Annotated in this window: 28 protein-coding genes; 17 read left to right on the plus strand and 11 right to left on the minus strand. The window is 49.8% G+C overall.

From position 1 onward, the window contains the following. Nucleotides 1-33: 33 nt before the first annotated feature. Together J9260_RS11455 and J9260_RS11460 are read right to left on the minus strand one after the other, a co-directional pair. Complete coding sequence (locus J9260_RS11455) at nt 34-498, minus strand: phosphatidylglycerophosphatase A family protein (RefSeq protein ID WP_246499415.1); 465 nt, start codon at nt 496-498, stop codon at nt 34-36. Between the two features lie 22 nt (nt 499-520). Then, nucleotides 521-1,771, minus strand: a complete 1,251-nt coding sequence (locus J9260_RS11460) for an AfsR/SARP family transcriptional regulator (protein WP_210217895.1) — start codon at nt 1,769-1,771, stop codon at nt 521-523. Between the two features lie 86 nt (nt 1,772-1,857). Between J9260_RS11460 and J9260_RS11465 the strand changes: the two genes are divergently transcribed. The 4 genes from J9260_RS11465 to J9260_RS11480 all read left to right on the plus strand — a co-directional run bounded on the left by J9260_RS11465 (nt 1,858) and on the right by J9260_RS11480 (nt 4,937). Further along, nucleotides 1,858-2,043, plus strand: coding sequence for a hypothetical protein (locus J9260_RS11465; protein ID WP_210217896.1), 186 nt, complete (start codon nt 1,858-1,860; stop codon nt 2,041-2,043). 75 nt (nt 2,044-2,118) lie between these two features. Then, nucleotides 2,119-2,526: a gamma-glutamylcyclotransferase family protein gene (locus tag J9260_RS11470; protein ID WP_281419389.1), complete on the plus strand. Its 408-nt coding sequence runs from the start codon at nt 2,119-2,121 to the stop codon at nt 2,524-2,526. 90 nt (nt 2,527-2,616) lie between these two features. Beyond that, nucleotides 2,617-3,531 (plus strand): MerR family transcriptional regulator, encoded by a 915-nt coding sequence (locus tag J9260_RS11475; RefSeq protein ID WP_210217898.1) that lies wholly within the window; start codon nt 2,617-2,619, stop codon nt 3,529-3,531. After that, a complete protein-coding gene (locus J9260_RS11480) occupies nt 3,528-4,937 on the plus strand; it encodes a cryptochrome/photolyase family protein (RefSeq protein ID WP_210217899.1) in 1,410 nt (469 codons plus the stop codon). The genes J9260_RS11475 and J9260_RS11480 overlap by 4 nt, the downstream gene beginning before the upstream one ends. A gap of 48 nt (nt 4,938-4,985) precedes the next feature. On the opposite strand, the gene rpiA is transcribed toward J9260_RS11480, so the two are convergent. Beyond that, nucleotides 4,986-5,642: a ribose-5-phosphate isomerase RpiA gene (gene rpiA, locus J9260_RS11485; protein ID WP_210217900.1), complete on the minus strand. Its 657-nt coding sequence runs from the start codon at nt 5,640-5,642 to the stop codon at nt 4,986-4,988. A 92-nt stretch (nt 5,643-5,734) separates the two neighbouring features. Here rpiA and ilvA point away from each other — a divergent pair, with 92 nt between their 5' ends. The 4 genes from ilvA to J9260_RS11505 all read left to right on the plus strand — a co-directional run bounded on the left by ilvA (nt 5,735) and on the right by J9260_RS11505 (nt 9,229). Continuing rightward, a complete protein-coding gene (gene ilvA, locus J9260_RS11490; protein WP_210217901.1) occupies nt 5,735-7,249 on the plus strand; it encodes a threonine ammonia-lyase, biosynthetic in 1,515 nt (504 codons plus the stop codon). Between the two features lie 126 nt (nt 7,250-7,375). Next, nucleotides 7,376-7,801 carry a helix-turn-helix domain-containing protein gene (locus tag J9260_RS11495; RefSeq protein ID WP_210217478.1) on the plus strand — a complete coding sequence of 142 codons (426 nt, stop codon included), beginning with the start codon at nt 7,376-7,378 and terminating at the stop codon, nt 7,799-7,801. A 139-nt stretch (nt 7,802-7,940) separates the two neighbouring features. Further along, on the plus strand, nt 7,941-8,396 hold the full coding sequence (locus J9260_RS11500; RefSeq protein WP_210217479.1) for a transposase: 456 nt from the start codon (nt 7,941-7,943) through the stop codon (nt 8,394-8,396). A 47-nt stretch (nt 8,397-8,443) separates the two neighbouring features. Next, the gene (locus tag J9260_RS11505) at nt 8,444-9,229 is read left to right on the plus strand and encodes a formylglycine-generating enzyme family protein (protein ID WP_210217902.1); all 786 of its coding nucleotides are present in this window, start codon (nt 8,444-8,446) and stop codon (nt 9,227-9,229) included. Between the two features lie 2 nt (nt 9,230-9,231). Here J9260_RS11505 and J9260_RS11510 read toward each other — a convergent pair whose 3' ends face one another. Next, nucleotides 9,232-10,011, minus strand: a complete 780-nt coding sequence (locus J9260_RS11510; protein WP_210217903.1) for a dienelactone hydrolase family protein — start codon at nt 10,009-10,011, stop codon at nt 9,232-9,234. A 17-nt stretch (nt 10,012-10,028) separates the two neighbouring features. Then, on the minus strand, nt 10,029-11,252 hold the full coding sequence (ispG, locus tag J9260_RS11515) for a flavodoxin-dependent (E)-4-hydroxy-3-methylbut-2-enyl-diphosphate synthase (RefSeq protein ID WP_210220778.1): 1,224 nt from the start codon (nt 11,250-11,252) through the stop codon (nt 10,029-10,031). Between the two features lie 85 nt (nt 11,253-11,337). Here ispG and J9260_RS11520 point away from each other — a divergent pair, with 85 nt between their 5' ends. Next, a complete protein-coding gene (locus J9260_RS11520; RefSeq protein WP_210217904.1) occupies nt 11,338-11,718 on the plus strand; it encodes a hypothetical protein in 381 nt (126 codons plus the stop codon). On the opposite strand, the gene J9260_RS11525 is transcribed toward J9260_RS11520, so the two are convergent. Genes J9260_RS11525 through J9260_RS11540 form a run of 4 tightly spaced genes read right to left on the minus strand, consistent with a single transcriptional unit; the run spans nt 11,701 to nt 15,065 of the window. Beyond that, nucleotides 11,701-12,300 carry an ABC-type transport auxiliary lipoprotein family protein gene (locus J9260_RS11525; protein WP_210217905.1) on the minus strand — a complete coding sequence of 200 codons (600 nt, stop codon included), beginning with the start codon at nt 12,298-12,300 and terminating at the stop codon, nt 11,701-11,703. The two genes, J9260_RS11520 and J9260_RS11525, sit on opposite strands and share 18 nt — an antisense overlap. Beyond that, complete coding sequence (locus tag J9260_RS11530; protein WP_210217906.1) at nt 12,297-13,196, minus strand: MlaD family protein; 900 nt, start codon at nt 13,194-13,196, stop codon at nt 12,297-12,299. Before J9260_RS11530 ends, J9260_RS11525 begins: the two co-directional genes overlap by 4 nt. Beyond that, on the minus strand, nt 13,186-13,953 hold the full coding sequence (locus J9260_RS11535; protein WP_210217907.1) for an ABC transporter ATP-binding protein: 768 nt from the start codon (nt 13,951-13,953) through the stop codon (nt 13,186-13,188). Before J9260_RS11535 ends, J9260_RS11530 begins: the two co-directional genes overlap by 11 nt. Nucleotides 13,954-13,955: 2 nt before the next feature. Next, nucleotides 13,956-15,065, minus strand: coding sequence for an MlaE family ABC transporter permease (locus tag J9260_RS11540; RefSeq protein ID WP_210217908.1), 1,110 nt, complete (start codon nt 15,063-15,065; stop codon nt 13,956-13,958). 65 nt (nt 15,066-15,130) lie between these two features. Between J9260_RS11540 and J9260_RS11545 the strand changes: the two genes are divergently transcribed. Next, the gene (locus tag J9260_RS11545) at nt 15,131-16,330 is read left to right on the plus strand and encodes a DUF2157 domain-containing protein (protein WP_210217909.1); all 1,200 of its coding nucleotides are present in this window, start codon (nt 15,131-15,133) and stop codon (nt 16,328-16,330) included. Then, entirely contained in the window at nt 16,327-16,824 is a 498-nt protein-coding gene (locus J9260_RS11550) for a GDYXXLXY domain-containing protein (protein WP_210217910.1), read from the plus strand. Before J9260_RS11545 ends, J9260_RS11550 begins: the two co-directional genes overlap by 4 nt. Here the strand turns inward: J9260_RS11550 and J9260_RS11555 are convergent, their stop codons facing one another. After that, a complete protein-coding gene (locus J9260_RS11555; protein WP_210217911.1) occupies nt 16,825-17,127 on the minus strand; it encodes a 2Fe-2S iron-sulfur cluster-binding protein in 303 nt (100 codons plus the stop codon). It abuts the gene before it with no gap. A gap of 5 nt (nt 17,128-17,132) precedes the next feature. Beyond that, on the minus strand, nt 17,133-17,468 hold the full coding sequence (locus tag J9260_RS11560; protein WP_210217912.1) for a c-type cytochrome: 336 nt from the start codon (nt 17,466-17,468) through the stop codon (nt 17,133-17,135). Nucleotides 17,469-17,543: 75 nt separating this feature from the next. On the opposite strand from J9260_RS11560, the gene waaA reads away from it, so the two are divergent. The 6 genes from waaA to J9260_RS11590 are packed head-to-tail and all read left to right on the plus strand — an operon-like array spanning nt 17,544 to nt 23,683. After that, on the plus strand, nt 17,544-18,836 hold the full coding sequence (waaA, locus tag J9260_RS11565) for a lipid IV(A) 3-deoxy-D-manno-octulosonic acid transferase (RefSeq protein WP_210217913.1): 1,293 nt from the start codon (nt 17,544-17,546) through the stop codon (nt 18,834-18,836). Then, the gene (waaC, locus tag J9260_RS11570) at nt 18,833-19,804 is read left to right on the plus strand and encodes a lipopolysaccharide heptosyltransferase I (protein ID WP_210217914.1); all 972 of its coding nucleotides are present in this window, start codon (nt 18,833-18,835) and stop codon (nt 19,802-19,804) included. The genes waaA and waaC overlap by 4 nt, the downstream gene beginning before the upstream one ends. After that, nucleotides 19,801-20,592 (plus strand): glycosyltransferase family 2 protein, encoded by a 792-nt coding sequence (locus tag J9260_RS11575; protein ID WP_210217915.1) that lies wholly within the window; start codon nt 19,801-19,803, stop codon nt 20,590-20,592. The genes waaC and J9260_RS11575 overlap by 4 nt, the downstream gene beginning before the upstream one ends. Then, on the plus strand, nt 20,579-21,730 hold the full coding sequence (locus J9260_RS11580; RefSeq protein WP_210217916.1) for a glycosyltransferase family 4 protein: 1,152 nt from the start codon (nt 20,579-20,581) through the stop codon (nt 21,728-21,730). The genes J9260_RS11575 and J9260_RS11580 overlap by 14 nt, the downstream gene beginning before the upstream one ends. Next, a complete protein-coding gene (gene rfaQ / locus J9260_RS11585) occupies nt 21,727-22,824 on the plus strand; it encodes a putative lipopolysaccharide heptosyltransferase III (protein WP_210217917.1) in 1,098 nt (365 codons plus the stop codon). Before J9260_RS11580 ends, rfaQ begins: the two co-directional genes overlap by 4 nt. A gap of 19 nt (nt 22,825-22,843) precedes the next feature. Continuing rightward, nucleotides 22,844-23,683 (plus strand): FkbM family methyltransferase, encoded by an 840-nt coding sequence (locus tag J9260_RS11590; protein ID WP_210217918.1) that lies wholly within the window; start codon nt 22,844-22,846, stop codon nt 23,681-23,683. The last annotated feature ends 84 nt before the right edge of the window (nt 23,684-23,767 follow it).

Here is a 23,767-nt window from a genome sequence, read left to right on the forward strand (position 1 = left end):
AAATCCAATCAACGAAGGGTGAAAGCTTTAAGCCTAAACTACATACGCCACGGCCTGCAACACCAGCCATGCGTAAATGCCCGCTAAAATATCATCCAGCATAATACCTAAGCCGCCGTGTAGCTGCCGATCCGCCACCCTGACAGGCCAAGGCTTCCAAATATCGAACAACCGAAACAGCGCGAATCCCAACACAATCCACGCCCAGCCTTGCGGAGCAGCAGTCATCGTGAGCAAAAAACCTGCGAATTCATCCCACACAATACCGCCGTGATCGTGTACACCTAAACGCCGCGAGGACTCCCCGCAAATCCAAATACCTGCCACCGAAATCAGCAACACTGCGAGCAGATAACTCGTCAATGGCAAATTCATCAGCAGCAAATATAACGGAATCGCTGCCAGCGTCCCCATCGTTCCCGGTGCTTTCGGTGATAAACCGCTGCCGAACCCAAATGCCAAAAAATGCACAGGTGAGGTTAACACGGTTCGGTTCAAGGTTTTTTCCACAACACTGCCTTTATAAATCAATGGTTGTTAACGGTGCGCCGCGCATTGCGCCGCGCCACAACGGATCAAGCGGCTCACCTTCAAAGCACGAAGTCATCACCAACAACAACGCGCCACCGCCTGCTGCCGCAATCAAACTTGCCAACAGTTTCAAGGTTTCCAAATTGGCGTGGTGAATGTGTTCAACGATCAGCAACGCAGGTGGATTTAACAAACATGCCGCCACCCCGTTAACCCATTGTTGCAACACTGCATCCCCCTCCGCCGTGTCGGGCGCAACCAAGGTATGCTGGCAAGTTGCAAACTGATGTGCCATTGCTAACTGCTGCATACGCTGCAACAACGCCGTTTTCTGGGTTTCATTCTCACCGCGTAGCAAAAAACCTTGCCCACCAATATGATCCAGCACGCCTTCAATCGCCGATTCCATCACGTATAGGTAACGCTCGAAAGAGTGTGCAACGGTTGTGGGTAAAGGTGCGCGACAAGCGCAGCCACTGGGCATTTTTGCTAATTTATTCGTCTCAGCCTCATCGCTTGCTGTCAATAAAGTAGCGTGTAATGCCTGAGTTTGCGGATCAGGAGCTACGCCCAATTCACGTTGCAACAAACTCTGGCAACGCCGATACCAACGCAACGCGGTAGCAGGATTGCCTAACTGCCAATGTGCTTGCATCAACGCCCGATACGCGGTTTCCTGCAAGGGGTTAATACTGAGCAAACGCACCGCAACGTAACTGGCGCGTTCGTAATCGGCTTGCGCCAATAAACTGGTTAAACGTTGTTCCAGCGCGTTGGAAGCTAACACGCTGTAACGGCTGCGGGAAATCGACAGCCATTCGTCAAACGAATCGGAGTTGGGATTACAACCTTCCAGAAATTCGCCTTTGTACAATTCAATAGCCTGATCGAGAGCGACGGTATCTGCCTGAACTAACGCACGTTCAAACTCAACCACATCAATCGCTATTTGTTTGCTGTCGAGCAAAATCCAGTCTTTGGTGGTACACAGCGGCTCGGCATCACCCGGCATGATTTTGCGTAAATCCCCCAACGCTTGGCGCAAACTGTGTCTGCCCTGCACTTCGTCGCTGTCCGGCCACAGCACTGCCGCCAGCTTTTCACGCAAATGCTGCTGATCTGGATTCATTGCCAGCCATGCCAGTAACGCTTTGGCTTTTCGCGCATGGGGCATGACCAATTCGCCATCGGCATTCACCAAGCGAAATCCACCAAATAACATTAATTTAAATTTTTGCATCCGCGTGTCCAGCTTTGACCTTTCGTTGACGCTGAGGACGTATTCTGTACCCGTCACAACATTGTATCAAAACAGAGGTTTTTCTTATGAAAAAGATGCGCGGCATTGCCGACCCCCTAACTTTAGGCTTCATTCTGACTGCGTTGATTGCTGCGACTGGCGTTAACAAGGCTGCAAAACCAGAACCAGTAGCAAAAGCTCCGGTTGCCGTTACTGCGCCAGCAGCATCTGCACCTGCACTGGTTGTCGTTGCACCAAGCGACGAGCAATAACAAACACCTACGGGGTGGCTTGCCCTTCCTCCTGCAAGCTGCCCCGTATTGTTTTTCTGCTGCTATAATCGTCCAATGCAGCACATTTTCACCTACGGCTCTTTAATGTTTGACCCTGTGTGGTCACGGGTAGTCACCCATACCTACACCAGCAGTCGCGCCCGCTTACCCGGCTACCAGCGTTGCTGCGTCATCAACGAAACTTATCCAATAGCCATTCCAGCCTGCGATGCCTACATTGACGGCATATTGTATTGGAACGTGAATGCGCAAGATGTCACTCGTCTGGATACCTTTGAAGGCGACTATTACCACCGCATTCCCGTTAATATTGAGCTGGCAAACGGTGCTGTTGCTGCTTGGGTTTATGCCTTAAATCCTGTTTATCAGCATGTCGTGGATTATCGCCCGTGGGATGTTGAGCAATTTAGCCAAACGGGAATGACGCAGTTTTTGCAACGTTATCAAGGCTTTCTTACCTAGTTGAAACCCTAGTTTTTGCACGTCTATTACGCCCAAACTTATACAAGCTTTATAGTTTGGTTGTCATTGTACAAAGCGACTACGGAATCTATGAGAACCAAACCATCCACCGAATTGACTAATGCTGCCGCGCTGTTTCCCATTGGGACAGTTTCTGAACAAACGGGCGTAAATAGCGTTACGTTGCGGGCATGGGAACGGCGTTACGGCCTGATAAAACCGCACCGCACCCCAAAAGGTCATCGTTTGTACAGTGAACACGATGTGGAGCGTGTAAAACAGGTATTGGTGTTGCTGGAACAAGGTATTCCGGTGAGCCGGGTGCGTGATGTATTGGATAATCGCGTTGCGCCACCTGCATTGCGCCTTGCCAGTAGCGTGGAAACCGATGATCCTTGGCGACATTATCGCCAGCAAATGGTGCGCTTTATTCATAGAATGGACATGCGCTTGCTGGAACAAACGTTCAATGAAGCGGTGTCGTTGTATTCGCTGGAGTTAGTGGCAAAAAAACTGTTACAACCCCTGTACCATGATCTTGCGCAACAACAGCAATGGTTAAGCGCGACTACCGCAGATTATGCGTTTTTCCACGAATTTTTGTGCGCCCGCCTGAGTTCACGTTACCTGCAACACAATAGCCGTGCAAATGGCAAACGCTTGTTGCTGGTGAATACTCAAGCCACCACCAAACACGTTGAAACCTTGTTACTGGCGAATACGCTGAGTCAGCATGGCTATTTGGTGAGCTTATTAAGCCACTACATCACGCTTGAACATTTACCACTGGTATTGGAACGCACCGCGTTTAGTGCTTTGCTGGTGCTGGGGGATGCGGTCAATTTGACGCAATTGCAGTCGTTAATCACCCTGTATCACTTACCCGCGTTTGTTAGCGGCACTGAAATAAACTCGCTGGCGAACCAGCACTTGCATAACTTACCGAGTGAGTTGGCAGAAGTTTCGCAAGCGTTAGATCTGGTGCTGGAAACTGCCGTCGCATGACGACATTGGTGTGGTTGCGCCAAGATTTACGCCTCGCAGATAACCCCGCGCTGTATCACGCCTGCCGTAGCGATGAGTCGGCGGTAGTGGTTTTTATTGACGACCCTACCCCGACCAGCACCACCCAATTAGGGGCAGCCAGCCGCGTGTGGTTACATCACAGTTTGCAGGCGTTGGATAGCGCGTTACGCAGCTTCGGCAATCGTTTAATCGTGCGCCAAGGTGAAGCATTAAGCACCTTGCAGGCGTTATTGGCGGAAACTGGGGCAACCCGCGTGTTTTGGAACCGTGTGTACGAACCCGCAAGTCTGGCGCGTGATAAACACCTGAAACAAACCTTGAAAGCGGTGTGCGAAGTACACAGTTACAACGCCAGTTTGCTGCAAGAACCGTGGGACGTGTTGAAAGCCGACGCAACCCCTTACAAAGTATTCACTCCGTTTTGGAAAGCCGCACTCAAAATCGGCGTGGTGCAACCGCCATTGCCATTACCCACACGCATTCCCGCACCCACCGTATTGCCCGCCAGTTTGAGCATAACCGATTTGGGATTATTGCCGGATATTCGCTGGGATGTACCCATGATGGCGCATTGGGAAGTGGGCGAAACCACCGCAAGGCACAAACTTCAGCAGTTTTTGACGCAACATGCAGCGGATTACAAAACCGCCCGCAATATCCCGGCGCAACCCGGCACGGCGCGGTTATCGCCGCATTTGCATTTTGGGGAAATCAGCCCGCGCCAAGCGGTGTATTTTGCCGAACATTACCTCGCGGAAAATCTGCACGCAGAAGCGGGGGTACGCCATTTTATCCAAGAAATCGGTTGGCGCGAGTTTTCCTACCACTTGCTTTATCACTTTCCGCATACCGTGGATCGCCCGTTGGATGTACGTTTCGAGCGGTTTGCATGGGCGGATAACTACGCCGAAATCTTGCAACGTTGGCAACACGGCAAAACCGGATTTCCGATTGTCGATGCGGGAATGCGCGAACTGTGGCACACCGGCTGGATGCATAACCGGGTGCGGATGATCGTCGCCTCGTTACTTACCAAAAACTTACTCGTACCTTGGCAAGCGGGCGAAAACTGGTTTCGTGATACCTTGGTAGATGCCGATTTAGCCAGTAACGTGTTCGGGTGGCAATGGACAGCCGGGTGCGGCGCGGATGCAGCCCCCTACTTCCGCATTTTCAACCCGATTTTGCAAAGCCAGAAATTCGACCCGGAAGGTGAATACATTCGCCGCTGGGTTCCTGAATTGGCGCGGCGGGATAACAAACTGATCCATTTACCGCGTGAATTGGGTGATGGGTTGAAAGATTACCCCTTACCGCTGGTGGATTTGGGGAAAAGTCGCGAACGGGCGTTGAGGTTGTTTACGGGGATTAAAGTGAGTGGATAAGGGTGTTTCTGCCATGCATACACGGCAGAAACACACGTCAAACGCTGATCAAATCAACGTCTGCACTCCACCAACACCGCCCAGAATTAGCACATCCGCCGGACGAATCGCGAACAAACCATTCGTCACCACGCCCGGAATGCGGTTAATGCGATCTTCCATTTCCACCGGATTCATAATAGTTAAGTTGTGAATATCCAAAATCACATTGCCGTTATCGGTGGTAAAACCTTGGCGCAGCACCGGATTGCCACCCATTTTCACCATTTCACGCGCCACTAAAGCACGCGCCATTGGAATCACTTCAATCGGCAGCGGGAATTTGCCCAAAGTGCGTACCAGCTTGGAATCGTCGGCAATACACACGAATTTATCACTCGCGCCCGCGACGATTTTTTCGCGGGTCAATGCACCGCCACCGCCTTTAACGAGGTGTAAATGTTCGGTGGATTCATCCGCGCCATCCACGTACAGCGATAACTGCCCTGCTTCATTGAGATCCAGCACGCGGATGCCGTGGCTTTTCAGACGCTCGGCACTGGCAATCGAACTCGCCACGGTTGCATCAATCTTGCCTTTGATTCCCGCCAGCAAGTCGATAAAGTGATTCGCGGTGGAACCCGTGCCGATACCGATGATCATACCGGGTTCAACAAAAGCGAGGGCGGCTTCAGCAGCCGCTTTTTTCATAGCGTCTTGGCTCATAAATAATACCTGTGATGTGCAAAATTAGTTTTCGTGCCTGAGTTTGCAATATACTAGCCCGCACGTAAAGCACAGCGACACAAGATTATTCCATGAGCAAATCACTGATCAAACGCATCCTCACTGCCCGCGTCTACGATGTGGCTACCGAAACCCCACTGGAACGCGCCCGCAGTCTCAGCACCCGCCTTGGGAATGAGATTTACCTCAAGCGCGAAGATTTACAGCCGGTGTTTTCCTTCAAGCTGCGCGGCGCATTCAATAAAATGTTTTCGCTGACACCGGAAGAACGCGCCCACGGCGTAGTCGCTGCTTCCGCCGGTAATCATGCGCAAGGTGTGGCATTGTCAGGTTCCAAACTCGGCATTAACACCACCATTGTCATGCCCAAAACCACCCCGGAAATTAAGGTGAAAGCGGTGCAAGCCTTCGGCGGAGTAGCAGTTTTACACGGCAATTCCTACGACGAAGCTTACGCCCATGCCCGTGAGTTGGAACAACAGCACAGTATGACGTTTGTGCATCCCTTCGATGATCTGGATGTTATCGCAGGGCAAGGCACGATCGGTATGGAAATCTTGCGGCAACATTCCGGGGCTATCGAAGCGGTATTTTTGTGCGTTGGCGGCGGCGGTTTGATTGCCGGGGTCGGGAGTTACCTCAAGTACCTTTACCCCGACATTAAAATTATCGGTGTGGAACACGAAGAAGCCCCCACCCTTTACACCTCGTTGCAGGCTGGCGAACGGGTGCAACTGGCGCAAGTCGGCACTTTTGCGGATGGCGCGGCGGTCAAATTAATCGGCGAAAAAACCTTTGAAATTGCCCGTCACATCGTCGATGAAGTGATTTTAGTCACTACTGACGAAACGTGTGCTGCCATCAAAGACGTATTTGAAGACACCCGCACTTTACTAGAACCCGCTGGCGCGTTAGGTGTCGCCGGTTTAAAGAAATACGTAGCGCAACACAAGCTGCAAAACAAACATCTAGTTGCGATTGCCAGCGGCGCGAACATTAACTTTGACCGCTTGCGCCACGTTGCCGAACGTGCTGAATTGGGAGAAGGCCGCGAGATGTTGCTGGCGGTGACGATTCCTGAGCGTCCGGGCAGTTTCCGCGAGTTTTGCCACGATATTAGCAACCGCACGATTACCGAATTCAATTACCGCTACGCCGATTCGCGGGATGCGCAAGTATTCGCCGGGGTCAAAATCTCCGGGGGCAAACAAGAGCGCGAGCTGTTGCTCAACGATTTACGCACCAAAGGCTATTCCGTCAGCGATTTAACCGATAATGAAGTGGCGAAAATCCATTTGCGCTACATGGTTGGCGGTCATGCCAACGGTGCGCAAAATGAGGTGTTGTACCGTTTCATGTTCCCGGAACGCCCCGGCGCGTTGCTGCATTTCCTCACCAGCATGAGCGCGGGGTGGAATATCAGCTTGTTCCATTACCGCAACCACGGCTCGGACTTCGGACGGGTGTTGGTTGGGGTGCAAGTGCTGCCGGAAGATCGCGGGGCATTTTGTGAGTTTTTGGAAAAGCTGGGTTATGAGTATTGGGATGAGACGGAAAATCCGGCATATCAGCGGTTTTTGGGATAAGCCATCGACAGCTTGTCAGCCAAACAGGAAGCTCGCTCTATAAATTAAGTAACTAGCTAGAAGTTTCCACGTATAAGATCCTGCTGGTGTAAACTGGTAGTTTGTCACTTAAGAATGTCCGCACCGATGAAATTTGCCCAGCCGATCCCTGAAGAAATCCGCGTGACCTTGCAGGAAATGTATATGAACCACCCTACATTCCGCTGTCGTCAACGTGCGCAAGCAATTTTGTTGAGTACACGCGGCTTTACCCTTGCGGAACTGTGGTCAATCTTGGATGTACGGCGCGATGCCATCAGTGAGTGGCTCGACCGCTGGGAACATGAAGGGCTGCTGGGACTTTACGACCGTCCCCGCTCTGGTTGCCCCCGGATATACACAGAAGCTGAAGTAGCGTTGTTGAAAACCCTAGTGGACGAAGAGCCACGCCAAATCAAGACGGCTCAAACCAAACTGGCTGATCTAACCCAGAAAGTAGCCAGTACCAGCACCTTGAAACGCCTGTTAAAAAAAAGTTCCACTACCTCTGGAAGCGGATGCGTAACTCATTGAAAGATAAACGTGACCCCGTGGCTTTCAAGCGTGAGCAGGAAATTCAAGCATTACTCCACCAGCAAGCGGCGGCTGGCAAGTTGCTTATTTACTACTTCGATGGTTCAGGTTTTACCACAACTCCTTGCGTCCCTTACGGGTGGCAGAAACGGGGGAAACACGCAGGCTACTCACAGCTCAGAGCAAACGCTTGAATGTCTTGGGTTTTATGAGCCTAGACAACGATAGTTTTTTCCACACGGTGGAAGGGCGCGTTGACTCACAAGCTGCCATCGCCGCCTTTAATGCCTTTGCTGACCGTTATGCCGAAGAATTTGCACAAACAAAAATACCTTGCTTGGTTATTCTGGATAACGCCCCGATACAAACCAGCAAAGCCTTTCTTGGTAAACGTGAAGATTGGATGTTGGCGGGAATTTGCTTACATTTTTTGCCAACCTACAGCCCTGAACTCAATCCTATCGAAATACTCTGGCGAAAAATCAAATATGAATGGTTGCCGCTGGATGCCTATAAAAGCTACAAGGACATGAAGGAACTGGTGTTAGCTATACTGGCTGGCTTTGGCGAAAAATACACGATAACTTTTGGATAATTACTTATTAAGATGGGTAATCGAATCCACCCATAGTTATAAAAATCATGTATATCGAGCTGACACCCCCTGTGGAAATGCACGCGCAGCAGCAACGCCGCCAAGTGTATTTGCGTGAACACGCCAATGAGTGGAGCTTTCCAACGATGGTAACGATTCCACCGGGGCGTTTCATAATGGGTGCGCAAGAAGGGCGCGACGATGTGGAAGGTGGCAATCAAGCGCACGAACGCCCGCCACGCACCCTGTATATTCCTGCGTTTGAGATGGGTAAATACCCGGTCACGTTTGAAGAATACGATGCGTTTTGCCTCGCCACTTACACGCCGTTACCCGATGATGCGGGTTGGGGGCGTGACAGCCGCCCGGTCATCAATATCAGTTGGGAAGACGCTCAGGCATATTGCGACTGGCTCAGTCAGATGGACGGGCGCAGCTATCGGCTGCCTTCCGAGGCGGAATGGGAATACAGTGCGCGTGGCGGTCGACCTACTGCCTACCCTTGGGGCAATTCGGCAGAAAAACACCACGCGAATTACGCGATGCAGGTCGGCATGACCAGCCCGGTATGGCAATACCCAGCCAATGCTTTTGGCCTGCACGATATGGTGGGGAATGTGTGGGAATGGGTACAAGATTGTTGGCACGACTCGTACCAAGGTGCGCCCGCGAATGGGCAAGCGTGGGAAGAAGGCGGTAACTGCCACGAGCGGGTGCTGCGTGGCGGTTCCTGGAACGACAGACCGCGCTATTTACGCGCAGCCTATCGGGTCAAAGATTATGCCAGCGGTCGCCAGATATTTCGTGGTTTCCGCGTGGCACGTTCGCTCTGAGCTTATTTGAAGATTTCGTCGAAAAACGCCTTCATGCCAGCCCATGAACGCTGGTCGGCTTTTTCATCGTACTTCAGGTTTTCAATGCCGTATTTGCCTGCATTCGGATTGGTGAAACCGTGACGGACACCGCTGCCATACGCGACGAACTGCCAATCCGCGCCGGTTTTTTCCATCTGCTCGGTAAACTTGTTCACAGTTGCTTGTGGAACCATCGCATCGGCATTGCCGTGGAACGCAAGAATTTTGGTTTTGATTTCGGTGCCATCCGGTGCTGAAGGCAAGGAACCGTGGAAACTGACTACGCCGTCAATGTCCGTGCCGCCGTAAGCCATTTGCATCATCGTCCCACCACCGAAGCAGTAGCCAATTGCTGCAAGTTTTTCCACGTCTACTTTGTCGCTTTTCTTAAGCTGTTCCAGACCTGCGTTCGCGGTAGCACGCCATGCATCAACATCAGAGGTCACTTCCGTCATCCATTCTTTTGCTTGTTCTGGCTTGTCGGTGGATTTGCCTTCGCCGTACATATCCGCTGCGAACGCTACGTAGCCCAGCTCCGCCAGTTTTTGTGCCTGCGTTTTGGCGTGATCGTTTAAACCCCACCATTCGTGGACGACTAACACACCAGGGCGTTTTTCCGTTACGGCATCGTCGTAATACATCTGACCGACGAATTTTGTGCCATCGAGTTCATAGGATACGGCTTCGCTTTTAACGGCTGCCATGACGTTGCTTGCCAGCAGGGATAAGCCAGCGATTGCCAGCATTGAGACTTTTTTCATGTTGTGCTCCTTTGGGGTTATCCGTAAGTTTTTTGCACATAGGTTTCAACCAACGCCTGAAACTCTTGTGCAATATTGTCGCCTTTGAGCGTGACGGTTTTATGTCCGTCTTCGTAAACGGGGGCAACTGGCGTTTCGCCACTGCCCGGTAAACTGATTCCGATATTAGCGTGTTTGCTTTCGCCCGGCCCATTAACCACACAGCCCATGACTGCGACCGACATGCTTTCCACGCCTGCGTATTGATCTTTCCATACGGGCATTTGTTCGCGCAGCCAGTTTTGGATTTGTTCGGCAAGCCGTTGGAAATAGTCGCTGGAGGTGCGCCCACAACCGGGGCAAGCCACCACTTGCGGCGTGAACGAACGCAAACCGAGTGCCTGCAAAATCTCCTGTCCAACGATCACTTCTTTTTCACGTTTGGCGTGCGGTTCGGGGGTGAGGGAAATGCGGATGGTGTCGCCGATGCCTTCCTGCAATAGGATCGAGAGCGCAGCGGTGGAATACACAATGCCCTTGCTGCCCATACCTGCTTCGGTCAAACCGAGGTGCAAGGGATAATCGCAACGGCTCGCCAAATCGCGGTAAGCCCGTACCAAACCCTGCACTTCGCTGAGTTTGCACGACAAAATAATGTGATCGTGCGGCAGACCGTATTCTTCGGCTTTCGCGGCACTGGTCAACGCGGATTCGATCAGCGCGGCGTGCATCACATCGTACAATTCCAACGGCTGGGCGAGTTTGGAATTGTCATCCAGATTGCGTGCCAGCAATTCCTGATCGAGCGAACCCCAGTTCACGCCGATGCGAACAGGCTTGTCATAGCGGCAGGCGAATTCGATCATTTGCGCGAATTGCTCATCACGCTTTTTGCCGCGCCCGACATTGCCGGGGTTGATGCGGTATTTGGCGAGGGCTTGCGCACATTCGGGCACAGCGGTCAGTAGCTTGTGTCCGTTGAAATGGAAATCGCCAATCAGCGGTACGTCGCAGCCCATTTTGTCGAGGCGTTCGCGCACTTCGGGAACAGCTTGCGCCGCTTCCAGTGAATTCACGGTGATACGTACCAGTTCAGAGCCTGCGCGAAACAGTTCCGCGCATTGCGCCGCTGTACGCACCGCATCCGCCGTATCGGTATTGGTCATGGATTGCACCACGACGGGCGCAGCGCCGCCGACGGTGACGTTGCCGACCTTCACAGGAACCGTGCGGTGGCGTGGAATAAGGTGATTGTTTGCCATGTTGTTTTCAGTGTGTTGCAAGATTGCAGACATTATGCCCTATCGTGCGATAATTGGCAGTGACAGGGTTATTATTGGCGGGACTATGCGAACACTTTTTTCTTTGATCGAATCACCGATGCACCCTAACTTCAGTGCGTTGTATCAGCAACTTGGCATAACAGAGGAACGTTTCACCGCTGCCCGCAAGTTGCACAAAGCCTTGCAAACGCAGCAACCGGATTTTCTGGTCGGGGAATTTATCTACGGCTTTGGCAACAATTACGCTGGGGCGAATGTGTGCAATCTGGACGTGACGCTGCGGGCATTACAACGTTTTTCACCGCGCACCAAAGTGCTGGTATTTGTGCATCCAAGCGAAGTGCAGTATGTGGATAAATTACTGGAATTATTCCCAATTCATCAGGTATTGCGCTATCCGGTGGCGGAATCCGCACTGCAATCGGCTTTACAACGCCCGCTGTAAATCCACCAGCAACGCTGCCATGACTTCGCTCAATGCCTGATTCATTGCCGCCACGATACTGCCAGTGCGTAACGCGACATGCGTTTGGCGGGCTTCGTAATGTTGCTGTTTCAGTAAATTTGGAGTTTTTCCGGTTAATAGCGTTGCGGTAATGCCGACCACAATCGTCGCTTCATCTTTGCCATCGGCTGAATATTCGGCCTGAAAATCGGTGACACGCAGCAACAATTTCAGTGATGTATCACGTCCCAAACGTTGTTCCGAGACCGCTTGAAAGCCTTCGCTACGTGCCAGCCCTTCCAAAATCAGCGCGTGTAAATAGCTGGGTAACTCATCAGGCCAGCGGCTGTGCGCAATGAAATCTTGTTGTGACGGCGGTTTAATCAGGCTAATCCGTGCGGAATCCAGTGCGGGTGTTGCGGTAAGCGGCGGCACATACAGCGTCAGCGGTAAACGCCGCGCGGCAATATCAACCACAGGCGCGAGTCGGTATACTTGTTCGTTGGGTAAATCGCTTTTCAACGGTGCGCTACACCCTGCCAATAAACCCACCAAACTTAACCATAACCACAAGTATTTCATGGTGGTAACTCCGTTCCCTGCGGTGCAGGTTGGTAAATAATTTGTGATGGATTTTGTTTCAAACTATCGCCCAACTCACGCAAACTCGCCGCCATTGTGCGCGATTCCGCCAGCAAACTTTGAATGCTGCCCTCGTTATCCACCACCACCTGATCAAGGTTTTGCGCCAGCGTGTCGATGCTTTTTGCGGTTTGTTGCAACGCGGATAACGTCGTCTGGACTTGTTGCACGGTGGCATTCAAGCCTTTTTCATTGCGCCCTAAAACACCATCTAAATGCTGAGTCAACGTGCCAATCGCCCGACTGGTGCTTTGTAAACTGCCCACCAAATCGGGCAAACCATCGCTGGTTTCACGCAAATTCGCCAGTAAACCGCTGAGATTTTCACGATTTTCAGCATTCAAGGCTTGATTGGCTGCATCTAATAAACTGTCCAATTTCGTGCTCAACAGTGGCAGACGTTGCATTAACGCATCCATATCTGACAACTGGCTGGGTATCACGGTTAAAGCATCGGTGGATGGTGAGAGTGGCTGACTTTTACGCTGGCTATCTTGGGTCAAATTCACGAACGGCACGCCAGTCAAACCCTGCTGGCGTAAACTGGCGACCGTTGCCGTATCCACAGGCGTATTGCTATCCACCTTGATTTGCACTTCAACATAATGCCCGCCCGCGCTCGGTAGCGCGATAGCCGCTACTTCACCGACTTTCAACCCCATATAACGCACTTCACTGCCGCGCATTAAACCATCGACAGAATGCCCAAAGTGAATCGCGTAACGTTGCGTATTCAACACCGGCTTATCGTAGAACAACCCCGCAAAGAAAAATCCCCCCACTAAGGTAAGCAATACAAACAATCCGACAATTAAATAATGTGTATCACGCTCCATGCCGATTTCCTGTCAAGGCTTGCGCACGCCCCCCGCTAAAATATTGCTGAATTTGTGGGTGCGGATGCGCCAGTAACGTTTCCAGCGAACCCGCCACAATGTGTTTATCAACCAGCATCGCAATGCGGTCACACAAAGAGAATAGACTATTCATGTCATGCGTCACCATGACAACCGTCAAGCCCAGATGCCGATGCAAGCTGGCAATCAAGTTATCAAACGCTTCCGCCGACACTGGATCAAGCCCCGAAGTCGGCTCATCCAAAAACAATACTACCGGATCCAGTGCCAACGCACGTGCTAACGCCACCCGTTTCACCATGCCGCCGGACAATTCCGCTGGAAATTTTTGCGCCACGCTACGATCCAAGCCCACCATGTGCAAGCGCACGTACATCAATTCACGGCATTCACGCTCACTCAAACCGGAAAATTCGCGTAACGGAAATTGAATATTATCCGCCACACTCAACGAGGAAAATAATGCGCCGCGCTGAAACATCACCCCCCAATACTGCTTTAATCGCGCAAACTCCTCGGCTGACAAGCGCGTAATTTCTTGCTCACCGAAATAAATCTCGCCACTGTTAGCGCGATGTAAGCCTAAAATCGTGCGTAACAACACTGATTTACCCGAACCAGAGCCACCCACCAGGCCAAGAATTTCCCCGCGATAAATCTCCAGATTCAAATCGTCATGTACCCGTTGCGTGCCAAACTGATTGACGAGATGTTTAATATTGATCAGCGTTTCCATGCCTAAAACCCCAACCGATAGAACAACATGGAAAACAGCGCATCCAACACCAGCACCAAAAAGATTGCATCCACCACCGCTTTGGTAGTGTGTTTACCCAAACTTTCCGAAGAACCGGTGACGCGCATTCCCTGCCAACACGCAATCAGGGCGATACCCACCGCAAAAAAGGGTGCTTTGATTAATCCAGCGGCAAAGGTTTTAAACTCAATATTCGCCGCCACCCGCGCAAAAAACTGGGTAAAGGAAATATCCAAAATCGTCGACGCAATCAACGCTGCCGCCACCAACGCCATAATATCGGCAATAATGGTTAACAACGGCAATGCAATCACCAATGCCACCAAACGCGGCACAACTAAAATCAGGATCGGGTCTTTGCCTAATACCTCAAGCGCATCAATTTCCTGATTGGTTTTCATCAAACCAATTTCCGCCGCAAACGCACTGCCCGAACGCCCCGCCACCATAATCGCCGTCAACAACACGCCTAATTCACGCAACACCGAAATCGCCACCATATCCACGGTATAAATTTCTGCCCCTAATTCGCGCAACTGCCCCCCGCCTTGGTAAGTAATCACAATACTAATCAGGCACGCAATCAGCCCCACAATCGGAGTTGCGGTAATACCTGTGGCAAAAACGTGATGCAATACCGAGCGCAACCGGAATTCACGCGGTGCAAACAAACTCTGGAACAGCGCGATGACACTGTGACCTAAAAAGGCAATGGCAGAATGGAGGGTGTTGCCCAAACCGAAGACTCGCTTGCCTAAACCTTGAATCATCGAAACAACCCCGCCCGATTTTCCCGCTTCAGAGGATGCAGAAGAAGTGGCAGTGAAATAAGCGAGATATTCGGCGGGGAACTGTTCAAACTGGACGTTGATTCCCTGCTGTTGCCAGCGTTGTGCTTGCTGATAAACCAACCATGCACCACTGACATCCACGCTTTCTACGTGACTGGCATCCAGCACCAATACGTTATTTGTCGCGGGTTTGATGGCATTTAAAGCGTTGTGAATAGCGACAGACTCAGCCAATACCCAACACCCCTGCAAACTGAGGTGCAGCGTTTCGTCGTGTTGTGTCTGGTCAAGTTCAATCATTACTACACTTAAACACAAAAAGCAGGATAATACTCAATAGACAACAATAACAGTGAGAGCATGGCATGGGAATCATTGACCGAAAATTGCAACAATGGGTGCAAGCCGGACTGATGACTATTGAACAACAAACCACTCTGTTGGAATTTGAAGCCAAACAACCGCAACGCGCAAGCTGGTGGCTGTACAGCTTTATGATTCTCGGCGCAGTCATTATTGGCTTAGGGATTATCTCTTTGATTGCGGCGAATTGGTCGGAAATCCCGGATAGCGTCAAATTGGGAAGCGACTTTGCGTTGTTAACCCTGCTTGCCGGGGGGATTTATAGCCAATACCCGCAGCGGCTACACGGTGTCGGGTTTGAAGTATTAACCATCAGCTTCTTATTGTTATGTTTGGCAAGCATTGGGCTAATTGCGCAAATCTTCCACACTGGCGGCGCGTGGTATCACGCTTTGCTGTTCTGGGCGAGTATTACCCTACCCTTGAGCCTGTTTGCACGTCACGTGTTTACCCGCTTCTTTTGGATCACGCTGTTTCTGCACGGAGCGTTGTGGAGCATGGTGAAACTGCATTTCAATAGCGTAGATTTTTACAGCGATGTGGAAATCCTACCGACTTTCTTTCTGCTCGCGCCGTTATTCGTCGGGGTGTTGTACGGTTTGAGTAATCGCGTGCATAAGTTGCTTGATTTTGCGGGCAGCTTATTTTTCTGGTTTCAAATCAGTGCAGTAGCTTCGCTCGTTTTCATTGATGGTAGCCGTTCAATGGGTGAAACCAGCGGTTTAGGCAATGCATGGCACATGACGTTAACTTACATCATTACGGGATTATTGGTGGTAGGCGTTGCGACGCACCCCACTTATCGTTGGCTAAATAAAATCTTACTGCTTAGCGCGTTGGGCTTGTTACTGCTGTATTACCAACCGGGCGGACTGTTTAGCGGCGAACATTACACCACGTTGGGTGCGGATGCGGGGGGTAGCTGGTGGCTGGGTGATGATATTCGTGCGGCATTGTTGACCTTAACCATTTTGTTTTTATACGCGATTCATGCGGGCAATATTGGGCATCAGCGCACTTTTAACTTGATGACATTTTTGATTGGACTGCGCTTTGTGGTGTTGTACTTTCAAGCGGTCGGCGGGTTAGCGGCAACCGGAGTCGGTTTAATCCTTTCCGGGTTACTGATTATTGGAGTGGCATGGGCTTGGCATTCGTGGCGCGAACGTTTACGCAACTGGAGCAAGGGGGCGCAAGCATGAACCAGCGTGTCTTACTGGCTATCGCTTTAGCTATTCCGATCCTAGCACTAATTGCTGTGGCGGGCATGAAAGCGCAACAACGTGCCAGCGGCGTAGAGGTCGTATTACCAATTGAGGGCTTTGATCCGCGTGATTTGTTATCCGGGCATTATCTGACGTACCGCGTGGATTACGGCATACCAACGAGTTGCGGTGAAATGTACGAAACGCAGGCTGACTTATGCTTAGAGCCAACCCGCGCTGTTTACCCCCACAATCAACGCCCGGACGATTGCCGGTTGTTTTTACGCGGGTATTGCGACACCAATACAGGATTTTCGGTGGAAAACCTGAACCGTTTTTATATTCCCGAAGAACATGCTGCGGTGCTGGATAGCAAAGTCCGTGATAAACAAGGCTCACTGGTATTAGCCGTCGATGCGCAAGGCAATGCCGTCATTAAAGATTTGCTGATTAATGGCAAACCTTGGCGGGACGCGCTCACCAGCGAATAGTTACGCAAACGGCTCCCAGTTTTCGCCCATTTCCGGCACTTCCAAAACCACATCGGATTGCGGATAGCCGACGCACAATAAACATTTGCCATCCGCTGCATCTTCTTCAAACAGTGCCAGCGGATCGCCGTCGGGGTAACTCAATGTGCCGCTCACCAATTGCGACATACACACCCCGCAAACCCCGCCGCCGCAACCCCACGGCACGGGAATATCTTGGCGCAATGCCGCCTGTAACAGGCTTTCACCAGCATCAACAGTGAAATGATACGGAGTATTTTTGATTTTAACGTTATAAGCCATCGTCATTACTTCGGAAATTTGTAGAAGGAATCGTTCAAATAAACAACGATCTTGTCGAGGTCTTCGTCAAATAACTGCGTCCCCAAATTCGCATTGCAACGCCGCACTTGCGCACCCAATGCTGACAAATCCTGTACTTTACGCTCCGCACGGGTATACACCGCCGAATCATGGCAACTGATGCAATTCGCATCGTGCAAGGCTTTGCCGGATAAATCGCTGACAGGTTGCATGGTGGCCGAGGGTGGCGCGTTGGGCGAGGTGGCAGCGGGTTGTTTTTCGCCGCACGCAGTTAATGTCAACGTTGCAGCACATAACGCCAGTAAAAACACTTTAGGCACAGAATTCTCCATTCCATTTCAGATAAACGCCCTGTAGTATGCCGCAAATCTTGACTGAAACGAAATCCTGCACCCGTGACACGTTTTTTCTACAGCCTTGCCTTTTACCTATTGCTGCCCGTGTTGGTGCTGCGGCTTTGGTGGCGTGGGCGTAGCAATCCAGCGTATCGGCAACGACTGGCAGAGCGTTTTGGCTTTGTGCGCAATCCTTCGCAGCAACCGTGTGTGTGGATACACAGTGTTTCGGTCGGGGAAACCCTTGCGGCCCGCCCATTAGTCGAACACCTGTTACACACATACCCCGCGCACCGCATTTGGATTACCACCACCACCCCGACCGGCTCGGATACGGTCAAACGTTTATACGGCGCACGAGTACAACACAGTTACTTCCCTTACGATTTGCCGGATGCGATGGCGCGTTTTTTACAACGTGTCCAACCGCAATTGTTACTGGTGATGGAAACCGAAATTTGGCCGAACTTGTACGCTGCCTGCCAGCAACGCGGCGTACCGTTGTTGTTACTGAATGCGCGGTTGTCGGAACGCTCTTTTCGACGTTACCGCAAACTAGGGGCATTAACCCGCGACACGCTGCGCTGTGTTCACTGGATTGGCGCACGTAGCACGCAAGATGCGCACTATTTCCAACAACTCGGCGCAACACCCGCGCAAATCGGAACCTGCGGCAACCTCAAATTCGCCCTGCAAATCCCAGTCGGATTGCGCGAAACGGCACATGAGCTGAAACAACAATGGGGCGAACGCCCGGTATTAGTCGCCGCCAGCACTCATGCGGGGGAAGATGAAATCGTGTTACGGGTCTTCACCTGCCTGCAACAAACCATCCCGAACGCCTTATTAATCCTCGTGCCGCGCCACCCGGAACGTTTCGACAATGTTTATCAACAGTGCAGCAATGCGGGGTTAACCACCATCCGGCGCAGTACCGCACAAACGATTACCCCCAATACCGCCGTACTCCTCGGTGATAGCATGGGTGAAATGTTATTGTGGTTTGCGATGGCGGACATCGCTTTTATCGGTGGCAGTCTTGTTGCGCACGGCGGGCATAACCCGTTGGAAGCGGCAGCATTTGGCGTACCAGTCGTCAGCGGTACGCACACCCACAACTTTCCCGACATCTTTCCCGCATTGTACGCAGCAGGTGGTGCAGTCGAAACCAGCGATGAAAGCGCATTGTACTCACAGTGTTTGAACTGGTTGCAAAATCCGCAACAACGGCAGCAAGTTGGCGCAAATGCAGCGCAATTTTTTGCCCAGCAACAAGGTGTATTAGCCTGCATCATGCAGCCTATCAGCGCATTGCTATCCCCCAACCCCGCGTCACAAGGGGCAAGCGCATGAAAATCCTCGTCGTCAAAACCTCTTCGTTGGGTGACGTGGTACACATGCTCCCCGCCATCAGCGATGCCCATGCACGCATCCCTGATTTAAGCGTGGACTGGGTAGTGGAAGAAGGTTTTGCGGAAGTTCCCGTGTGGCATTCGGGGGTATCGCGTGTCATTCCGCTGGCGATCCGTCGTTGGCGCAAGAGCTTGTTTGCCGCCACAACCCGCGCAGAAATTCAGGCATGGCGCGAAACCTTGCAGCAAACAAATTATGACCTAATAATGGATACTCAAGGTCTATTAAAAAGTGCCTTGGTAGGGTGTTTTGCTCACGGCACACGCCATGGGTATGACTGGCATAGCATCCGAGAACCACTGGCAAGCTTGTGTTACCAGCACCGCCATACGGTTTCGCGAACCCAACACGCGGTTACACGTAATCGCTTGCTGACTGCTGCTGCGTTGGACTATACGCTGGAAGGTTTGCCGCTGGATTACGGCATTGCCCAGCATACTTTTGCCAAGCCTGACAGCGCGTTACCACAACCTTATATCGTCGCGTTACACGGCACGAGTCGCCCCGCGAAAGAATGGGCAGAATCCCACTGGCAAATGCTGATTCAGAACATGGCGGAACGCGGCATTCACACCCTATTACCGTGGGGCAATGCGCGAGAGCAAGCACGAGCCACCCGTTTGGCACAACACCCTTACGCCCATTGCCTGCCGCGTTGCCGATTAAGTGAATTAGCAGCGATCCTGCAAGGAGCTAAAGGTGTAATCGGCATGGACACGGGCTTAATGCACATTGCTGCCGCACTCGACCAACGCGGCGTGGCGTTGTATCCTGTCACCGCTGCGCAATTGACTGGCATTGTTGGCAATAGCACCGCCCCTCACCCGATGATTACGTTGGCGGGCGAAGAGGTGAATGATGCCGCGATTGTTGTGCAACGCTTTGCAGATTTATTGGATATTGGATGACAAACACGCACCCACAACGCCCTACGCTTGCTGTCGCGCTCATTGTCAAAAATGAAGCGGACAACTTGGCTGCGTGCCTTGCCAGCGTTGCTGATTGGGTCGATGAAATAGTGGTGTTGGATTCCGGGAGTACCGATGCTACTGTCAGTATTGCCGAGTCATTGAATGCACGGGTATTCATCAATGCTGACTGGCCGGGTTTCGGGAAACAACGCCAGCTTGCGCAAAGCCATGTGCAAGCGGATTGGGTGCTTTGGCTTGACGCAGATGAGCGGGTAACACCGGAATTGCGTGACGAAATTTTAGCAGTATTGCAAAATCCACCTGCGGATACGGTATTTGCCATGCCTCGCTTGTCTTGGGCATTTGGACGTTTTATCCGGCATTCGGGCTGGTATCCTGATTATGTGCTGCGGTTATATCCTACTCAACTGACGCAGTATGATGATTCGTTGGTGCATGAAAAGGTTCTGTTGCCACCTAATAGCAAAATCCAAACACTGAAAACGGATTTACTGCATTACACTTACCGCGATATGCCGCAATACCTTGCGAAGATGAGCCAATATTCAAATTTGTGGGCAGAACAAAAAGCACATGAAGGTAAAAGCAGCTCTATCGGTCAAGCAATTACTCACGGCATAGGTTGTTTCTTGCGCATGTATATTATTCGGCGGGGATTATTAGATGGCGTACAGGGTTTTTTAATTGCAGTGACGAATGCGTATTTTACATTTGCCAAGTATGCGGATTTATGGGTAAAAAGGAATAATAATGCACACCCATAACACTACTCCTTTTTATCAAATTAACTTTCAGAAACAATTTGGTGGTGGGGAAGTCTATACCCAGTTTCTCTGTCAAGCACTGGATAATGTGGGAATTAATCACACCCTATTTGTTCATCCCAATGCAAATTTCTGGCACGATATGGTATTCGGCAATACTCGTATCCAAGCTATTACGCCGGACATTCAACCTATCTTAGACAATATGACCGCCAATGCTACTGTATTGACTCATGGCAGTATTCCCAAAGACTGGCGGATGCGAATCACTGCATCTGGTCATCGACTGGTAGGTATTGTCCATATGCCATTATACGGGCGCGATCAACAGGCATTTGATGGATATGACTGCGTGATTGGTGTATCGCAATACGTGGTCGATAGTCTGCATGATGCTGGCTTGAAATCGGTATATCCGCAACCTTGGTACGGTGTTGCCAATTTGCACCGTATGACGGATACCAGCCAAACCATCACACATAAATCCCTTTATGACTGGGATTTACGCAAAGGACGCGACCGTCTATTGTCTTGGATTGAACCTTTATACACCCCATTCCTTCCAAAAACTGTTTGGCAAAAAAAGTCGGGGCTAACACTAGGTATTGTGTCGCGTATCACGCCCATCAAACAATTTCCTTTGCTATTTAATACCATTGCACCTACTTTACATAAGATTCCAAACCTCAATATCGAAATATTCGGCAGTGGTGGTTACGCCTCTGTCCGTGATTTGAAACAAGCTTTACTACCTATTAAAAATCAAGTTCGATTTTGGGGGCATCAAAACAATGTTGCCTCAATTTATAATAAATTAGACTTTCTTTTAACCGGCTTACCTGAAAAAGAAGCTCTAGGATTAAATGTTTTAGAGGCTCAAGCCTGTAATCTCCCTGTTTTAGCGGTAGATGCTCTTCCATTTCAGGAAACTGTACTCGATGGTAAAACGGGCTATTTATTCAATGACCCCCGTCGAGACCAAGGGCAACATTTGCATGACATACTGAATGACATCATCAATGGGGACAAAGAACGGCTACAGCCCAGCACACATCAGCAACATTTACAGCAATTTACCTTGGACGCATTTACGCAGAGGATTGCTGAAGCATTACCTTTCTTATTGGGGAAAATGTGAAAATCCTGATTATGAAATTCCGAAATATTGGAGATGTGTTGCTAACAAGTCCAATGGCCTCTGGACTTGCAACATTATCTGATAAACCAGAAGTGACCTTTTTAGTCAAAAAAGGCACAGAAGAAATGCTAACGGGACATCCAGACATCCATTCCGTCCTAACCTTACCGGAAAAGAAAAACGGGGAAAAGAAAATCGCGTTTCTATTGCGTCAACTGGCATTTATCAAAACCATTCGTTCGCAACATTTTGATATTAGTATTAATACAACAGAAGGAGATCGTGGCCTCATTTTAGGCTGGCTAAGTGGTGCAAAACGTCGCATTGGATACCTCAAAAAACAAGAAAAATGGTGGCGCAAACAGCTTGTCACTGAACCGTATACAGAACGTCAGGGAAAATTTCACACCGTCCTGAGAAATCTCGACTTGATCCGCAGCTTAATTACCCCAACTGATATTCAAGTAAGCTTCCATTTTACTGCACAGGATAAACAAGCAGTCATTGAGAAACTCAAACAAGCAGGTTGGGATGGGAAACAACCGTTAATTCATGTACACCCTGTATCGCGTTGGTTTTTTAAATGCTGGCGTGATGATTATATGGCACAGCTTATCGACCATCTTCAGCAAGAATTAAACTATCAAATCGTGTTGACTAGTGCACCTGATACACGCGAATTGGGCAAACTAGCGGACATTATTACCCTCTGCCAAACTCAGCCTATTAATTTGGGTGGACAATTAAGCCTGAAACAAATGGGTTCATTGTCAGCACTAGCAAAACTATTTTTTGGAGTGGATAGTGCGCCAATGCACATAGCAGCAGCAGTGGATACACCTGTTGTAGCCATTTTTGGTCCATCGGGTGCATTCGATTGGGGGCCGTGGCCAAATGGGTGGACACAGATAAATAACAATCCTGATTTTGGAGATAGGGGCATATCTAACATTAGAAAACACAGTGTTATACGCCACGACTTGGAGTGCGTACCTTGCGGGCAGGCGGGTTGTAATAATACCAAAATCAGCAAATGCTTGAACAACTTATATCCAAATATTATTATTGGAACAATAACATCACTATTGAAATAGCGAAAAGGTAAAAAACAACATGTACTTAGAGAAACTCAGCAATCTAATTCGGTGGTATACAAAAACATCCCCCATTACCGAGGGAAAAAAACAGCTCATTAACCTCACAAAACGGTTTATCATACCAGCAAATCCAAATCAAATGGCGACGATGAAGCATGGCTTCAATCTTGAGCTAAATTTATCCAACTCAGAGCATCTAAGAATGTGGCTATATAGCGATCATGATGAGCGCTATGAAACAAACTGTTTAAAATCACTCATAAAACCTAACAACATATGCTGGGATATTGGTGCAAACATTGGTTTTTACACATGTTTTTTTGCACAAAACATCTCAACCAATGGACATGTCTATACCTTTGAGCCTGCTAAAGAAACTTATAAATACTTATGCCGACAAATAAATAACAACAATTTCGATGAAAAAGTCACCCCCTATCAATTAGGAATAGGAGCACAACAAGAAGATGTTAACTTATATTATGATAATGCTAACAGTGCGGAAGGAACGGCATCAATTGTTGAAAGTGACACAAAAAAGCATCATGAAATCATAAAAATAGACTCTATTGATAACTTACTGAGCAATAAAGTAATAAAACCTGCCAATATTATAAAAATTGATGTTGAAGGTTATCAAGCTAATGTTTTACTTGGGGGAAAAGAATTTTTCACCAAAAACTCTCCAACCATATTAATAGAGCTCAAAGAAAGCGACAAGAATTCCATGAGAAAAGTTGAAGAAATTATTCGAGACTATGGCTTCTTGATATTCGAGATAAACAAAAGATCATTAACGCCATGCAAGAATATAACAAAATCAAAGAAAAGAAATTTTTTATTAAGAAAAAAATAGATACCACAAGGGATTGAACGCAGTAATTGCCTAGAAACATTGCCGTAGAAAAACCTAATGAATCTCAATCGAATATCACAAAAT

This window comes from Thiothrix unzii (assembly GCF_017901175.1).
Taxonomy (GTDB): domain Bacteria; phylum Pseudomonadota; class Gammaproteobacteria; order Thiotrichales; family Thiotrichaceae; genus Thiothrix; species Thiothrix unzii.

Excerpts from the sequence above, each read along its gene's own strand:
- J9260_RS11505 (WP_210217902.1), top strand. The coding sequence starts at position 8,444 with ATGTATATCGAGCTGACACCCCCTGTGGAAATGCACGCGCAGCAGCAA.
- J9260_RS11580 (WP_210217916.1), top strand. The coding sequence starts at position 20,579 with ATGCACACCCATAACACTACTCCTTTTTATCAAATTAACTTTCAGAAA.
- waaC (WP_210217914.1), top strand. The coding sequence starts at position 18,833 with ATGAAAATCCTCGTCGTCAAAACCTCTTCGTTGGGTGACGTGGTACAC.
- J9260_RS11535 (WP_210217907.1), bottom strand. The coding sequence starts at position 13,953 with ATGGAAACGCTGATCAATATTAAACATCTCGTCAATCAGTTTGGCACG.
- J9260_RS11520 (WP_210217904.1), top strand. The coding sequence starts at position 11,338 with ATGCGAACACTTTTTTCTTTGATCGAATCACCGATGCACCCTAACTTC.
- J9260_RS11510 (WP_210217903.1), bottom strand. The coding sequence starts at position 10,011 with ATGAAAAAAGTCTCAATGCTGGCAATCGCTGGCTTATCCCTGCTGGCA.
- ilvA (WP_210217901.1), top strand. The coding sequence starts at position 5,735 with ATGAGCAAATCACTGATCAAACGCATCCTCACTGCCCGCGTCTACGAT.
- J9260_RS11550 (WP_210217910.1), top strand. The coding sequence starts at position 16,327 with ATGAACCAGCGTGTCTTACTGGCTATCGCTTTAGCTATTCCGATCCTA.
- J9260_RS11525 (WP_210217905.1), bottom strand. The coding sequence starts at position 12,300 with ATGAAATACTTGTGGTTATGGTTAAGTTTGGTGGGTTTATTGGCAGGG.
- rpiA (WP_210217900.1), bottom strand. The coding sequence starts at position 5,642 with ATGAGCCAAGACGCTATGAAAAAAGCGGCTGCTGAAGCCGCCCTCGCT.
- J9260_RS11480 (WP_210217899.1), top strand. The coding sequence starts at position 3,528 with ATGACGACATTGGTGTGGTTGCGCCAAGATTTACGCCTCGCAGATAAC.
- J9260_RS11460 (WP_210217895.1), bottom strand. The coding sequence starts at position 1,771 with ATGCAAAAATTTAAATTAATGTTATTTGGTGGATTTCGCTTGGTGAAT.
- J9260_RS11465 (WP_210217896.1), top strand. The coding sequence starts at position 1,858 with ATGAAAAAGATGCGCGGCATTGCCGACCCCCTAACTTTAGGCTTCATT.
- ispG (WP_210220778.1), bottom strand. The coding sequence starts at position 11,252 with ATGGCAAACAATCACCTTATTCCACGCCACCGCACGGTTCCTGTGAAG.
- J9260_RS11470 (WP_281419389.1), top strand. The coding sequence starts at position 2,119 with ATGCAGCACATTTTCACCTACGGCTCTTTAATGTTTGACCCTGTGTGG.
- J9260_RS11495 (WP_210217478.1), top strand. The coding sequence starts at position 7,376 with ATGAAATTTGCCCAGCCGATCCCTGAAGAAATCCGCGTGACCTTGCAG.
- J9260_RS11545 (WP_210217909.1), top strand. The coding sequence starts at position 15,131 with ATGGGAATCATTGACCGAAAATTGCAACAATGGGTGCAAGCCGGACTG.
- J9260_RS11530 (WP_210217906.1), bottom strand. The coding sequence starts at position 13,196 with ATGGAGCGTGATACACATTATTTAATTGTCGGATTGTTTGTATTGCTT.
- J9260_RS11555 (WP_210217911.1), bottom strand. The coding sequence starts at position 17,127 with ATGGCTTATAACGTTAAAATCAAAAATACTCCGTATCATTTCACTGTT.
- J9260_RS11540 (WP_210217908.1), bottom strand. The coding sequence starts at position 15,065 with ATGATTGAACTTGACCAGACACAACACGACGAAACGCTGCACCTCAGT.
- J9260_RS11575 (WP_210217915.1), top strand. The coding sequence starts at position 19,801 with ATGACAAACACGCACCCACAACGCCCTACGCTTGCTGTCGCGCTCATT.
- J9260_RS11475 (WP_210217898.1), top strand. The coding sequence starts at position 2,617 with ATGAGAACCAAACCATCCACCGAATTGACTAATGCTGCCGCGCTGTTT.
- J9260_RS11590 (WP_210217918.1), top strand. The coding sequence starts at position 22,844 with ATGTACTTAGAGAAACTCAGCAATCTAATTCGGTGGTATACAAAAACA.